Raw genomic sequence first — 14,668 nt, 5'->3', positions numbered from 1 at the left:
CAAACAGTGTATGAAACAAAAGGATATCGACAAACTGACCCTGGCGGAGCGGGTTTCCATGCCTACTCCCACCTTGTTTACAAGGATCCGCAATATTGGCCTTATACTGGCTGCTGTCAGTGGCGCAGTACTTGCGGCTCCCGTTGCACTGCCAGCTGTTGTTACCACCATCGCGGGGTACCTGGCGCTCGCTTCGAGTGTTGCAAGCGCAGTAAGCCAGGTCGCAGTTAAAGGTTGAGTAGGTGAATAAGTAGGGTTGAATTCCTGAAGTTTTTGCCATTCTTAAGCCCTGGCCATTCCTGGCCGGGGCCTTTAAAAAAAATCTTTTTCAAATACTTGCATTATTCAAAATCACTTTCTAGCTTAAACGAGCCTCTTTGTGATAACAGAGTTCTTTCATAATCGTCTTGGCAGGATTTCCCTGGCTCCTTTGGATGTAAGCGACCATCCAAAAACAAGCCTCAGTCTGCATTCTATTCTGGAGGCGAAGCGGTTCCACGGAGACATGCGTATTCACAAATACAACGCTGACCACAGCCCGCTTTTCTTATACTCATTCCGGTTTCAACCTGCTGTCGAACTAAGAAAGCAGCATGATAGGAACTCCCTTAAAATGTTGCTGGTGACTGAGGGCAATCTCAACTTACGGCTTGGCACAAACGAACGACTGTTTTTGCCCATCGGTAACTTCTGTGTTTTTCGGTCAGACAATTACCATATTGAGTTGCCGGACAACTGTAATCTGAAATACCTTCTTTATAATGTTGAGCCGCTTGCAAAGCACATGAAGATTGATGGTTTCGTGGAAGGACGCTACAGCATATCTCCGGCAATGAGATCTTACCTCATAACTATTTTACAGCCACCAAGTGAACTAGAATATCCTGAACAGTGGCTTTCGCTTCAATTGTCAAATCTTCTATATTATTTGAGAGCAGAGATCAGGAGATCCGAAATTGTAGGTGGCAAACGAAACCACCAGGCCGATTATGCATTGGCAGCAGATGCCATTATCCGGAACGATCTCTTGTCGAACTATTCAGCAGAAGAGATTGCAGGGATGTTGGGAATCAGTGAATCGACCTTGTCCAGGGCATTCTCAGAATATTTTAATATGGGAGTGGCACAGCGGCGAAATCAGTTACGCATAGAGTATGGTTCTGAATTAATGTTACAGTCCGATGTACAGCTTTCCGAGATAGCCAGGTTATGTGGGTATCCGAATGTCGACACTTTTCGCATCAATTTTTTCAAGATAAATGAACTCAACCCATTCGCCTGGCGGAAGCGATATCAGGCTCAAACCCGTCGTATGACGGAAAAAGCATAAATTATGAATACGCTTAGTCTACTAATAGAAGCCCTTGCGCCGCATGCGAACCTGACACCGCGGGCGATATCACTGTTGCAGAGCTTCTTCCTGCATAATACGACGGATGAAGAAGAGAAAGAACTAACTAACTGGATGCACGAAAGCGAGCATAATAGTAGGCTGTTCGAACTTTTGGTTGAGTTCAATTCCAACGGCGCAGGCGCTTCCTTTATGTATTTGCTATCCGGAGGTTCTAAAAAACCCAAACGCAAATGGTACAAACTCGGCAGGAAAACAAAGATTTGGATTATCGTTATTGCACTGCCGTTTGTCATACAGTTGTTAGTCGATGCATTTACCGGCCAATTCCGTGATTACACGGTCAGCGCCGGTGATGAGACAAAAACCATCTGGATTCCTGCAGATAGTACCCGGGTCGACCTCCAGCCCCACTCGACAATTACCTACCCAAGTAAATTTCGGGCGTGGAGGCTGGTAAAATTGACCGGCACTGCAAGATTTGAAGTAAAATCAGCCTGGATTGGGGGCCTTTGGGTTGTAACTACACCATTTGGTTTGACAAAAATTAAACATGGAGTTAAGGTCGTAAGGTCAGACAGCTCCGTATTCGATGTACAACAATCTATTCGGTAATTTCCAATCATTAATCTATGAATTTTGAGCCGCTGATGTTGAAAATGGGCCGGGCCTACGAAAAGGTCCCTGTCCTAAATATCCTTTACATTATCTGCGTGAGCAGGCTGCGAAAAGTTGTGACGATTGATAATAAGGTCTATTTGATAAATACCAGCCTCGAAGAACTCAGATCCAAGCTGCCTGACGCCGAGTTCATGAAGATCCATAAAAGCAGCCTTATTTGCCTGCGACATGTCAGCTCTCTCAACAGTGAGACTGTAATAATCGCCGGCCGTCCTTTAAAGGTTTCCCGCAGCTACAAGGCGGAACTCCACCGCAGGTTCAATAAACTGAGATGACTTTCCCAGAACTTTTTCTCCCCCTTATTGTTTAAATTTATGCGATCTATTTTTAAACATTAAGGCTGACTGGTATGAACGCGTTCACAATCAAGGACCTGGAGAATCTTTCTGGCATCAAGGCCCATACCATCCGCATCTGGGAGCAGCGGTACAACTTCCTTAAACCCCAGCGCACCCAGACTAATATCCGCACCTACACCTGCGATGAACTGAAGGCCGTCCTCAACATCGCCCTCCTCAATAAATACGGTTATAAGATCTCCCATATCGACAAGATGTGCCCGGAAGAGATCCGGGATCGCATTGTGAGCCTGGGTAACGTACAGGCACAGCAGGAACGTATCGTAAATGAGATGATCCAGCATATGGTCGACCTCGAAACCGGTCCGCTCGAAGACGTGCTCGACAACTACATCAGCCTCAGGGGAATTGACAAAACAATAACACAGGTTATTTTTCCATTCCTCGAGAAAATCGGAATCTTGTGGCTGACGAATCACATCAATCCGGCACAGGAACACCTGGTTTCCAATATTGTACGGCAGAAATTGATTGTAGGGATCGAGGGCGCTTTCTCCCATGTCAATGTAAACAAGACAGTCCTCTTATTTTTACCTGAAGGAGAAAACCACGAGATCGGATTACTTTACACGTATTACCTGCTCAAAAGCCGCGGTGTCAATGTACTATACCTTGGTGCTAATGTTCCCCTGAAAGACGTGGAATTCGTCGCAAACCTGAAAAAACCGGAATACCTGTACACACACCTTACGTCGGTCGCACATAATTTCAATTTCGAGAAGTTTCTCAATGAATATACGTTGCGCCTTGGTACAAATAACCTGGTCGTTTCAGGGTTGCTCGCCCAGCAATACAGGAAAAAAGTGCCGGAAAATGTGCATTTCAAATGTTGCCTGCCCGAAGTCTTCGAATTCGTCGCAATGATCAGCTGAACCGCCCATTTTTAACATTTGATACCCAACAATTTCCTTGGTAAGCGCTGGTATTTTGTTTAAATTTGTTAGTGAAACTATTAAACATTTGGCTATGTCTAACGTAGAATTCAATGAGATGCTGGTGAACAATGCAGAGTTTCTCCGCCCTTTTGCTATTACGTTAACGCGGGATAATGAAGCGGCGCAGGATTTATTCCAGGAGACGATGTACCGGGCAATCGCCAACAAGGAAAAGTATAATGTAGGAACCAATATCAAAGCATGGCTTTACACGATCATGCGGAACATCTTTATCAATAACTACCGCCGTAAAGCCAAGCAGAATACCATTTTCGATAATACACCCAACGACTTCCTGCTTAACTACAACCAGGCTACAACGGCTAACGCTGCCGAAGGAAACCTGAAACTGAAAGAGATCCAGGAAGCAGTTCACAAGCTGCCGGCTATCTTCAGGAACCCGTTCCTGCTGTATTTCGATGGGTTCAAATACCACGAGATCGCTGATATGCTTGGTGAGCCCCTGGGTACCATCAAGAGCCGGATCCACTTCGCCAGGAAACTGCTGAAGGCCCAGATCCAGCGTTATTAATGTCGACGCGGGACCTGTCGTCCCGCGCTGAGTCGTTGCCGTTATAAAAAATCCGGCCTCGTCTTCCAAAGCAATCTATTATTGGTTGTACCTTGAGGCCTGAAATGGAAACTTCCTCTCCCTTTGTTGTTCTCGTTGATGATTCCGATGCCGTAACCGGCATCATGGAAAAAATGGAGGCCCATCGTAAAGGCCTGCTGCATCGTGCTTTCAGCGTGTTTATCTTTAATGCTAAAGGTGATATGCTGTTGCAGCAACGTGCAACAAACAAATACCATAGTGCGGGCCTGTGGACCAACGCCTGTTGCAGTCACCCTGCCCCCGACGAGCCGGTTGAAGATGCAGCTGGCCGCCGCCTGCAGGAAGAAATGGGTTTCACAACGCCTCTCGTGAAAGCGTTCTCTTTTATTTACAAAACGGAATTTGACAACGGTCTTACTGAGCACGAATTCGACCACGTCCTCATCGGTGAATACGGTGGTTCGGTTACTCCCGCTCCCTCGGAAGTAAAAGACTATTGTTTCCTGGGCATCGAAGAAATAGAAAAAGCCATCCTCTCACACCCACAGCGCTTCACCACCTGGTTCCATGTCGCCTTTCCGCGTGTCGTGGAGTGGAGAAAATCGCAGCACGCTGAACAACCGCATGTCGATTAAGAACGAATACAATATTTTCCTTTCTGCTGTCCAGTTCCTGACCCGCATTAAGGTTCCTGGTTCATTCGTTTACAAACAGGAATACCTGCAGCAATCATCCCGGTACTTCCCGCTTGTAGGCATTATTGTCGGCGCCATCAGCGCCCTCATTTACCTCGTGCTGAACAAGTATCTTTCCAACGACCTCGCGATCCTGGGATACATGCTCACCTCGATCTGGATCACCGGCGCCTTTCATGAAGACGGGCTCGCCGACGTATGCGATGCCTTCGGCGGCGGCTGGAACAAGGAAAAGATCCTGGTGATCATGAAAGACAGCCGCCTCGGAACCTTCGGCCTCATTGGCCTGCTGGCAGCATTTGCAGCTAAGTTCCTGTTACTGAAAGAGTTGCCTGGTTTCATGCCCCCGGAAATAACGCCATCGCTCAACCCGCTGGTAAATTATAAGACCATGATCCTGCTAATGATCGCTGCACATTCCCTCAGCCGGTTCATGCCTGTCACCATCATCCAGCAGTATGCTTATGTGGCTGATATCGACCTTAGCAAGTCAAAACCCCTGTCAAACTCAGTGCTTTCGTCGCTTTCCCTGGTAATTGGACTGGCATTCGCAGTACTTCCCCTCTTGTTTTTGTCCCCCTGGTACCTACTTGTGCTCGTACCCATGTACCTTTGCCGCACTTCGCTGGCCCGGTTTTTCGTGAAATGGATCGGCGGGTATACGGGCGACTGCCTCGGGGCAACCCAACAGGTTACCGAGCTTGTTTTTTATTTGAGTGCCCTTATTATCTGGCGTTATATTGTGTGAACATGAACATATATCTCATCCGGCATACAAAGCCGCTCGTAGAAAAAGGGATCTGCTACGGACAGTCAGATCTCGATGTGGTGGAGACTTTCAGTGAGGAGGCGGCCGTGATCCGGAATGTACTGCCGCAGGAAGGGATCAGGAAAGTTTACTCAAGCCCGCTGATACGCTGCCGGAAACTTGCCGAGCACCTCTTCCCCCAACCCCAGCCGATCAGTTTCCACGACGACCTGATGGAGCTGAACTGCGGTGAGTGGGAAATGCAGCACTGGGACAAGATCCCGCGCGAAACCCTGCTTCCCTGGATGGAGGATTTTGTGCAGGTACGGGTACCCGGCGGTGAAAGCTACCAGGACCTCCACTCGCGTACTGTTGCCCGTTATGAAGCCATTGCAACGCTCGATTTGCCCGCGGCCATCGTCGCCCATGGAGGCGTGATCCGCAGCATCCTCTGCCATGTAAGCAACACCCCACTGAAAGATTCTTTCCAGCGTTTTCCCTTATTTTACGGTTGTGTGGCAAAGGTAGATACGAAATCAGGGGAGATTGAGATGCTCTCCAATATCGAAATCGTAGGAGAGCAGCATCGGCCTTCGGAGTGGGTTAAAAAGTAAAAATTTAAATTTCAAAATGGTCGATCTTCGGATGGCACTTTTGTCTTTTAAATTTTGAATATTCCACCATGCCCAATTTCGACGAACTCCTGACTGTCACCTTCACCCTCTTTGCGGTGATTGACATACTTGGTTCCATTCCCCTGCTCATCACCCTGAAAAAGAAAATGGGCGAGATCCAGGAAGCAAAAGCAACACTCATTTCCGGTGCGCTAATGATCCTGTTCCTGCTGGCGGGTGATAAATTCCTTTCTATTCTCGGGGTGGATGTGCGCTCATTTGCCGTCGGCGGCTCCATCGTGATCTTCATCCTCGGCCTTGAAATGGTATTGGGCATTGAGTTTTTCAAAAGCGAAGACGATGTAAAATCCGGTACCGTCGTTCCCATTGCCTTCCCGCTGATCGCAGGCTCTGGAACACTTACCACCATCATTTCACTGAAGGCCAACTACGATAACATCACAGTATCTGTTGCCATCATATTAAATCTCCTGATCGTATATATCGTACTGAGATCATTGGCCTACATAGAAAAAATCATCGGTCCGGGCGGATTGCTTGCCATTCGTAAGTTTTTTGGCGTAGTTTTGCTCGCCATTGCGGTAAAGATCTTTGCGACAAACGCAAGCGGGCTCATCAAATAGCCCCTGTCGCAGGCTCACCGCAGTACCTCCCGGCCTTGTAGTACAATGGATAGTATAAGAGTTTCCGAAGCTCCAGATCCAGGTTCGATTCCTGGCGAGGCCACACTTTCAAAGTAAAAATTGGAAAATAAAAAAAGTCAAAACCCTTGCAGACACTTGGTTCTGCCGGGGTTTTTTCTTTTTGCCCAAGCGTTTGATTTTTAATAATTCTGGCGATGAAATATTGTTATTGTTTTTTTGTTGGCTTGCTTTTTCTGTGTGGCTGTAATCCAGTGAATAAGCGAAGTGCGGAAAAATATATCCGGGTAACATCCGATGCTGATTCTTTGCGTGAGAAGTACGTACTATATAGGTCAGAAGGAGACACCTCGAAAAGTATGATTAAGTTTTATTGGGACAACGGCAGCCTTCAAACGATTAGTTTTTTCACGAAAGGCAATAAGAGCGGGCACTGGTCCCATTACTCAGAAGATGGCAAACTTTCTTTCGAAGGCGACTTTGTTGAAGGAAAAAAATCTGGTGTACATAAAATTTATCATTCGACTGGAAAGGTAGCCATACAGGAAGAATACCTGGATGGTGAGAAAACGGGTACGTGGCATTTTTACAACGCAGAAGGCACACTGTTATATACGGAGAATCATGAGCATTGAGGATGCCATATGGTACAAATATCTAATAGATTTTGCTTCTTTACTTTCTACCGTATAATATTTGAATCGTAATCTTCGCTTGACTGAATGTCCCGGTTTTCACTGGTTCTTTCATGTAGGGTAAACCGCTAATTGACCCTGCCTTACCTCCCCGGCCGCTACCGGCCTTTGTTTTCTTACTTCAATTTGTATATTTGCGTGCATTTTGGAATGACAACCTAAACCTTTGCCTGCAGCAGATAGCATGCTGTAAAATCCAATGAAATATGAAATACATTCTGCCACTCTCCCCACCTGCAATAATTTATTACTTCATACAGATGCAACAGTTTTGATATGAATTGCCCTCAATGGGTAAATCTATTAATTGCCCCCGTCAACTTAAGTTTTTCGCTAACTGCTAAATAATATATGCACACTAATCTGCATAAAGAGGAAGAAGAAGTATCCCTGAAAGAATTTATCAGGGGATCCATCAACTGGTGGAAAAGCCTGATTACTGCTAAATGGATGTGGATCGCAGTTGCTGGTCTTATCGGTAGTGCCTTCGGTGTGGCAATAGCATGGCTCCAACCTAAAAAATATGCCTCCCGCCTGAGCTTCGTTGTCGAAGAAGGCAAAGCCTCAATGGGTGGACTCGCCTCGCTTGCGGGTCAGTTTGGTTTCGATATCGGTGGAAGCGCAGGTGGTGGTGTCTTTTCTGGAGACAATATCCTGCTATTCATGAAGAGTGAAAGCCTGTGCCGTGAAACGCTTCTTACCCCTTATGATTCCGGCCGTGTACTGGCAGACCGGTATATCGAAGTGACCAAACTGAAAAAATCCTGGGAAGACAATAAGAAGATCGGCAAGGTCAGCTTTTTTACTTATTCAAATGGAAAGCTGCCACGGATCGAAGACAGCCTGATGCAGGTAATGGTTGAACGGATCCTGGAAAAGGATCTCGTAGTGAACAAACCTGACAAGAAAGCTTCCTTTATTGAAGTTATCACGGTTATGCCCGATGAACTGCTGAGCAAGCAATTCAATGACCGCCTGGTTAAAATTGCTACTGACCGTTATGTGGAATCGAAAGTGAAAGTGAAGGCGCTCAACGTCGAAAAGCTGCAGCATAGGGCCGACAGTCTTGAAGCCTTGCTGAACAGCAGAACTTATTCAGCTGCCAGTTCACAGCAAAACCTGGTAGACCTGAACCCCGCTTTAAGGATCGCACCAGTAGCCGCTGAGATTTCCGGAAGGGAAAAAACAATTGCCGCCACCATATTCGGCGAAGTGACCAAGAACCTGGAGATCGCAAAAATTGCGCTGAGCCAGGAAACGCCGGTCGTGCAGATGGTAGACGTGAGTACGCTGCCGTTGAAAGTAAAAAAACAAAGTAAACTGGTTTCGCTGCTGGTTGGCGGATTCCTGGGGGCTTTCGCATACGTGCTTTATTTAATATTCATTAAATGGTGGAGATCATAATTCTCAAATTCAAAAGATTACAATGATTCATATACGGGACCTGTCCGGTTCAACTTTTCTGATTACTGGCGGCGCAGGATTTATTGGCTCGTCGATCGTCGACTACCTTATGGAAGGCAATCCGAAACTGGTACGCGTACTTGATAACCTCTCCACCGGGAAGATTGGAAATATCGAAGCTCACCTTCACAAAAGCAACTTTGAATTCATTGAAGGCGATATCCGCGACTATGAAACCTGCCAGCGGAGTGTCAGGGGCATACAATACCTGAGTCACCAGGCTGCATTGGGTTCTGTTCCCCGTTCCATTAATGATCCGCTGCAAACGAATGACGTCAACATAAACGGGTTCCTGAATATGCTTGAAGCTGCCAGGAATGAGCCTTCCATTATTAAAATGGTGTATGCAGCAAGCAGTTCAACTTATGGCGACCACCCTGGCCTGCCGAAAGTGGAACATCAGATCGGTAAACCTCTTTCTCCGTATGCTGTTTCAAAACTTGTGAATGAACTTTATGCAGACGTATTCTCTAAAGTATATGGCTTCAATACTATTGGGCTAAGGTATTTCAATGTATTCGGACCCAAGCAGGGCGCGGACAATGCTTATGCAGCTGTGATCCCGCTTTTCCTGAAAGCTGCTAAAACAGGTAATTCTCCCACGATCAATGGCGATGGCGAAACATCCCGCGATTTTACATATATAAGTAACGTGGTGAATGCCAATATGCTTGCATTGTTCGGGTCAGGAAAGATCCAGGGTCACGAAGTAGTTAATATCGCATGTGGCCAGCAGACAACTTTGAACCAGTTATGGGTTTTGATCTGCGAAGCTATGAAGGTGAATATTGAACCGTCTTATGGTCCGCATCGGAAAGGAGATGTGTTGCACAGTCTCGCCAATATCGAAAAGGCGGAGGGCCTGTTGCAATACACACCTGAAGTACTGGTGAAGGAAGGAGTCGAATTGTTGGTGAAAGCTTATGTGGGAGCGTATGGAGATAAAAAGAAAAATCACGAATCGGTTAATGCGTTTATCTGATTTTACAAGATCGAATATTCTCGTAACCTGTTGTTCGCTGTTGGGTGTAGCAGTGAATTTTGCGAGCCAGGTGCTGATCGCCTATTATTTTGGCGCTCAGGCAGAACGTGATGCCTATTTTACGGCAATCACAGTTCCGACCTACCTGGTTACACTCTTTGTAGGATCAGTATCAGTCGTGTTCCTTCCTTTTTTCGTGAACTTCCGTAAGAACCATTCTGAAGAAGATGTTCAAAAGTTTGTCAGCAGTATCTCCGGCATTTTACTGCTATTCCTGTCACTACTCACATTGGCCGCCTTTTTATTTGCAGACCAGGTGATACATGCCTCGGCACCCGGATTTACAGAAGAGCAAATGTCGCTGACGGTGAAACTCTTTCGTATTCTTATTTTTTCAGTCACCTTTCAATGCCTGGCAAGCATTTTCTCTGTCTTTCACCACATTAACGGGAAATTTATTTTACCGGCGATAAGCCCTATTGCCCTGCCAGTTGCAGGTCTCATTTTCGTTGCTTTATTTCATAACTATGGTATGGTAAGCCTCGCAGCCGGAACGCTTGTGGGATCTGCGATTTCTGCGTTGCTGCTGCTATCCCCCGTCCTGAAGCAGCTGCGGCTTCGCTTCCTTGGTTTCGTTTCCAACTCACCGGCACTGCATATACTGAAAATATCCGCACCGTTGTTCCTGACAGGCATCCTGTTCCGGTTAACAACCATAATCGAAAGGATCTTTGCTTCGCATTTGCCAGCCGGAAGTATTTCTTACCTGGGTTATGCAAACCAGCTTTACTTACTGATGGCCACCATCGCAACAGGAAGTATCGCTACTACTTATTATCCTGTTCTCGCTGCCGCATGGGCTGATAATAAGAAGGAAGAGTTTGAAGGACATCTGCAAAAGGGGATCAGCCTGATCCTGCTGATTACCCTGCCGATCGCGGCAGTATTCCTCGTATTGGCGAATCCCATCATCAGGATATTGTTTGAACGGGGGGCATTTGACAGCAATGCCACAGCAGCTGTATCATTTTCTCTTGCCATCCTGATGGGTGCTTTCCTGTTTGGCAGCATCGGGAACCTGCTGATGAAAGTTTTTTATATCGCCGGCAAAACCACGGCCAATTCGCTGATCAATATTGCTGAGCTGGCTGTGTATATCCTGCTGGCCTGGTGGTTTGCTGGTAAGTTCTCTTACCTGGGACTTGCACTGGCATTAACGCTCAGCAAAGGATTTTCAATCCTGGTATCAGCTATCTTATTAAAGCGCTGGAACTGTATCTCTTCAGGCATGTTTTCATCAGAACTTTTGAAGTTGCTGGCGGCTGCACTGGCATGTGGTACGGTGTCTTACCTCGTTTATCACCAGTTGGAAAAACAACCGGCTTTCCTGGCAGCATCTGTCAGTGGATTGGCTGGTATGCTCATATATGTGTTGATGGTTTTCCGGGTGTTGCCCATTAAGGGACTTCAACTCAATTTCGGATCCTCTAAACTGATTTCCTTATCTAACAATAATTAAAAAAAATGCTTACCGAAACTACTTTAGGTGTTGAAGTGATCTTCGACAAAGACAACACAATCCCGATCTGCCATATTATTCGCGCAGGTTATGCACCGGAAAATACCGAGTTCTTTACACCCGGGAATTATTCACAGCAACTTGGCATCATCAAATATCCTAAAGGAGGTTCCATTAAACCGCATTATCATAATAAAGTGGTGAGGGAAGTACATTTTACCCAGGAAGTACTGGTAATAAGGAAAGGGAAAGTAAAAGTAAACCTGTTTGACCACGAGTTGCAATATATAACCCATGTGGTCCTGTCGCGTGGTGACGTGATTCTGCTCGCTTCCGGCGGACATGGATTTGAAATGCTCGAAGATTCCGAAATGCTTGAAGTAAAGCAAGGTCCTTATAATGGTGTTCAAGCCGATAAAACACATTTTTGATATGATACCTGTAAATGAGCCATTACTGAATGGCAATGAAAAGAAATATCTGAACGAGTGCATCGATACAGGATGGATCTCTTCCGAAGGCCCATTTATCAAGGCGTTCGAGGAGAAGATGGCTGCCCGTGTAGGTCGTAAATATGGTATCGCCGTTTCCAACGGTTCAGTTGCCCTGGATGCGGCAATTCTCGCCCTGGGTATTGGAAAAGGTGACGAAGTGATCATGCCTGCTTTCACGATCATTTCCTGCGCCGCTGCCATCGTTCGTGCAGGCGCCGTGCCTGTGCTGGTGGACAGCGACCCTGAAGACTGGAACATGGATGTGACCCAGATCGAAGCAAAGATCACACCCAATACAAAAGCCATCATGGTAGTTCATATCTACGGCTTGCCTGTTAATATGAAAGCGGTTATGGAAATCGCGGACAAACATGGACTTCGGGTAATAGAAGATGCCGCGGAACAACATGGCCAGACTTATAATGGAAAGCCAATCGGAAGCTTTGGTGACATCAGCACATTCAGTTTTTACCCAAACAAACATATCACAACCGGTGAAGGTGGAATGATCGTGACCGATAGCGAAGAACTTGCTGAAAAATGCCGGTCACTCCGTAACCTTTGTTTCATCCCGGAAAAACGTTTCCTGCACCACGAGCTGGGACACAACTTCAGGATGACGAACATGCAGGCCGCACTCGGACTAGCACAGCTCGAACGCCTGGACGAATTTGTGTCAATTAAACGGACAATGGGAAAAAAATATACCGGCATCCTGAAAAACCAACCAGGGATACAGCTTCCGCCTGAAAGTAATGAAGACGCGGAAAATATCTACTGGGTATTTGGTGTCGTGCTCGATGACAGCATTCCCTTCGATGCGGAAACTGCCATGAAAAAACTGGGTAGCATGAAAATCGGCACACGCCCGTTTTTCTGGCCTATGCACGAACAACCGGTTTTCCAGAAAATGGGCCTGTTCGCCGGCGAGAGCTATCCAATTGCTGAAAGAATAGCCAGGAGAGGATTTTACCTGCCCAGCGGCCTGGCACTTAAAACCGGTGATATCGATATTGTTTGCAAAGCGGTAGCTGAAATTTTAAACTAACGGGAAATGGCAACAAATGCACAATTCGTTGATTACGCAGCGTATTACGACTTATTGTATAAAGACAAGGACTACCAGGGAGAGGCAAACTACATCGATGAGCTGTTGAGCCGGTACCTTCCCAAGGAAAAAAGCGCGGCTTCACTGATAGACCTTGCCTGCGGAACAGGGAAACACCTCTTTGAACTTTCTGAAAAAGGTTATGGTCACCTCTGTGGAAGTGACATTGCAACGGCAATGATTGATATCGCCAGTGAAAAGGCGATTCTTCTTGACCGCCCTGTAAGTTTTTACAATCATTCCTTCCAGGAAGCTCATAAGATCGACAGGCGTTTTGATGTGGTGATCTCGATGTTCTCCGCATTCAACTACCTGACAACTTATGCCGACCAGAGTAAAGCGCTTTCGAATATTCACGGCCTGCTGGAAAAGGACGGCATATTTGTTTTTGATTATTGGAATGGATGTGCTGTCACAGAACTTTATTCGCCCGTAAAAGTGTTGCGGAAAAAGAAAGACAATACCGAATTAATAAGAGTCTCTGAAACCTCACTTGATCTTGTTGCCCAGTCGGCAACCGTAAAGTTCACCTGCAGCTTTTTTGAAGGCGACCAGCGAGTATCAGAGTTTGTAGAGACGCATCACCTCCATTATTATTATTTCGCAGAGATGATGAACCTCCTGCAAAGTCACAAATTCGAAGTACTTTATGTTTCCCCATTCATGCAACCTGATAAACCTGTTCAGGCAAACGATTGGAACATTAGTATCGTAACAAGAAAAATCAGTTAAATGCGAGTTCGGATCGTTTCTTACGAGGATGTCAATGCCTGGATCCTGGGCAAGTTTGCCCGCCGGATGAACGAAGAGCTTCTGAAGCTTGGTGTTGATTCAGATATTGCCAATGTGCCTGATCCTTCGGCTGATATCAACCATCATTTGATTTTCACCTACTGCATGCCGGAAGACCTTAACAGTAAGGATACACTGATGGTGACCCATGTAGATGAGATCTCAAAGTCAGTCAGGCTGAAGAACCAGTTGAAACGCGCAAGTCTCGGCATCTGCATGTCTAAAGGAACAATGGATGAACTGATCGCAATAGGCATACCTGCAGACAGGCTTAGTTTTGTCAATGCTGCCCATGATAATGTAATGCGACCCCGGCGTACCGTAATCGGTATAACCAGTAAAGTTCAACCTACCGGCTGTAAGCGCGAAGAAATGATTTTTGAACTGGCTGAAACACTGGATCCCTCGCTGTTCGAATTCGTTATAATGGGTTCGGGCTGGGAAAGTATCATCGCGTCCATCAGGAACCTGGGTATAAACGTTACCTACCACGATACATTTCAGTACGATAAATATGTAGAGATCATGCCGTCCTTCGACTATTATCTCTATACGGGGCAGGACGAAGGCTCTATGGGTTTTATCGACGCATTGGCTGCCGGTGTAAAAACGATTGTAACGCCGCAAGGGTTTCACCTTGATGCCACAAACGGAATTACACACTCTTTCAATACTATCGAAGAGCTGAAGTCGATTTTCGGGTCAATCAGCAGCGAAAGACTTAAACTTCTTAATGCGGTGGCTGACTGGACCTGGAAAGACTATGCCATTAAACACCTGGAGCTGTGGAAACACATTACTGGGAAGGGCACTGTTGAAAGCCAATATAAAGACGGCCTTAACTCACTGCTTAACAGGGAACCGGCCGAGATCGACGTAAAAGCTTACAAAAAAAGTCTTTACAATGGCTCTATCCGGAGTTACAGGCACAATGGTTGGCGCAAGATGATGCGCCTTGGTGATCCAAAATGGCTGATGCAGAAACTTCGGTCACAAATGAAGGCGAAGTAACTCTA

General features: G+C 46.3%; 18 protein-coding genes and 1 tRNA gene. All 19 read left to right on the top strand.

Features of this window, described 5'->3' with window-relative positions; all coding sequences use genetic code 11:
- Positions 1 to 10 precede the first annotated feature (10 nt).
- The 19 genes from OI18_RS11190 to OI18_RS11100 all read left to right on the top strand — a co-directional run bounded on the left by OI18_RS11190 (position 11) and on the right by OI18_RS11100 (position 14,663).
- On the top strand, positions 11 to 238 hold the full coding sequence (locus OI18_RS11190) for a hypothetical protein (protein WP_039139897.1): 228 nt from the start codon (positions 11 to 13) through the stop codon (positions 236 to 238).
- Between the two features lie 141 nt (positions 239 to 379).
- A complete protein-coding gene (locus tag OI18_RS11185; RefSeq protein WP_039139895.1) occupies positions 380 to 1,330 on the top strand; it encodes a helix-turn-helix domain-containing protein in 951 nt (316 codons plus the stop codon).
- Between the two features lie 3 nt (positions 1,331 to 1,333).
- Entirely contained in the window at positions 1,334 to 1,966 is a 633-nt protein-coding gene (locus OI18_RS11180; protein WP_039139893.1) for a hypothetical protein, read from the top strand.
- Positions 1,967 to 1,983: 17 nt separating this feature from the next.
- Entirely contained in the window at positions 1,984 to 2,307 is a 324-nt protein-coding gene (locus tag OI18_RS11175) for a LytTR family DNA-binding domain-containing protein (protein WP_039139891.1), read from the top strand.
- A gap of 74 nt (positions 2,308 to 2,381) precedes the next feature.
- Positions 2,382 to 3,263 (top strand): MerR family transcriptional regulator, encoded by an 882-nt coding sequence (locus OI18_RS11170; protein ID WP_052273104.1) that lies wholly within the window; start codon positions 2,382 to 2,384, stop codon positions 3,261 to 3,263.
- Between the two features lie 94 nt (positions 3,264 to 3,357).
- Positions 3,358 to 3,858, top strand: a complete 501-nt coding sequence (locus OI18_RS11165) for an RNA polymerase sigma factor (protein ID WP_039139889.1) — start codon at positions 3,358 to 3,360, stop codon at positions 3,856 to 3,858.
- 104 nt (positions 3,859 to 3,962) lie between these two features.
- Positions 3,963 to 4,514 carry an isopentenyl-diphosphate Delta-isomerase gene (idi, locus tag OI18_RS11160; protein ID WP_039139887.1) on the top strand — a complete coding sequence of 184 codons (552 nt, stop codon included), beginning with the start codon at positions 3,963 to 3,965 and terminating at the stop codon, positions 4,512 to 4,514.
- Complete coding sequence (locus tag OI18_RS11155; RefSeq protein WP_240312758.1) at positions 4,447 to 5,322, top strand: adenosylcobinamide-GDP ribazoletransferase; 876 nt, start codon at positions 4,447 to 4,449, stop codon at positions 5,320 to 5,322. Before idi ends, OI18_RS11155 begins: the two co-directional genes overlap by 68 nt.
- 2 nt (positions 5,323 to 5,324) lie before the next feature.
- Positions 5,325 to 5,936, top strand: a complete 612-nt coding sequence (gene cobC, locus OI18_RS11150) for an alpha-ribazole phosphatase (protein WP_052273103.1) — start codon at positions 5,325 to 5,327, stop codon at positions 5,934 to 5,936.
- A 68-nt stretch (positions 5,937 to 6,004) separates the two neighbouring features.
- Positions 6,005 to 6,580: a MarC family protein gene (locus OI18_RS11145; protein WP_039139884.1), complete on the top strand. Its 576-nt coding sequence runs from the start codon at positions 6,005 to 6,007 to the stop codon at positions 6,578 to 6,580.
- 31 nt (positions 6,581 to 6,611) lie between these two features.
- A tRNA-Arg gene (locus tag OI18_RS11140) sits at positions 6,612 to 6,683 on the top strand.
- Between the two features lie 274 nt (positions 6,684 to 6,957).
- A complete protein-coding gene (locus OI18_RS24690) occupies positions 6,958 to 7,233 on the top strand; it encodes a toxin-antitoxin system YwqK family antitoxin (protein ID WP_160290219.1) in 276 nt (91 codons plus the stop codon).
- A gap of 411 nt (positions 7,234 to 7,644) precedes the next feature.
- Positions 7,645 to 8,697 (top strand): hypothetical protein, encoded by a 1,053-nt coding sequence (locus tag OI18_RS11130; RefSeq protein WP_039139881.1) that lies wholly within the window; start codon positions 7,645 to 7,647, stop codon positions 8,695 to 8,697.
- A 22-nt stretch (positions 8,698 to 8,719) separates the two neighbouring features.
- Positions 8,720 to 9,739 (top strand): SDR family oxidoreductase, encoded by a 1,020-nt coding sequence (locus OI18_RS11125; RefSeq protein ID WP_052273102.1) that lies wholly within the window; start codon positions 8,720 to 8,722, stop codon positions 9,737 to 9,739.
- Complete coding sequence (murJ, locus tag OI18_RS11120) at positions 9,726 to 11,258, top strand: murein biosynthesis integral membrane protein MurJ (RefSeq protein WP_160290218.1); 1,533 nt, start codon at positions 9,726 to 9,728, stop codon at positions 11,256 to 11,258. Before OI18_RS11125 ends, murJ begins: the two co-directional genes overlap by 14 nt.
- A gap of 5 nt (positions 11,259 to 11,263) precedes the next feature.
- The gene (locus tag OI18_RS11115; protein ID WP_039139879.1) at positions 11,264 to 11,689 is read left to right on the top strand and encodes a cupin domain-containing protein; all 426 of its coding nucleotides are present in this window, start codon (positions 11,264 to 11,266) and stop codon (positions 11,687 to 11,689) included.
- 1 nt (position 11,690) lies between these two features.
- Entirely contained in the window at positions 11,691 to 12,800 is a 1,110-nt protein-coding gene (locus tag OI18_RS11110; protein WP_205410027.1) for a DegT/DnrJ/EryC1/StrS family aminotransferase, read from the top strand.
- 6 nt (positions 12,801 to 12,806) lie between these two features.
- Complete coding sequence (locus OI18_RS11105; RefSeq protein WP_039139877.1) at positions 12,807 to 13,592, top strand: class I SAM-dependent DNA methyltransferase; 786 nt, start codon at positions 12,807 to 12,809, stop codon at positions 13,590 to 13,592.
- Positions 13,593 to 14,663 carry a glycosyltransferase gene (locus OI18_RS11100; protein ID WP_039139875.1) on the top strand — a complete coding sequence of 357 codons (1,071 nt, stop codon included), beginning with the start codon at positions 13,593 to 13,595 and terminating at the stop codon, positions 14,661 to 14,663.
- Positions 14,664 to 14,668 lie beyond the last annotated feature (5 nt).

It is taken from the genome of Flavihumibacter solisilvae (assembly GCF_000814475.1).
Taxonomy (GTDB): Bacteria; Bacteroidota; Bacteroidia; order Chitinophagales; family Chitinophagaceae; genus Flavihumibacter; species Flavihumibacter solisilvae.
This window is presented reverse-complemented; position numbering and strand designations above follow the sequence as displayed.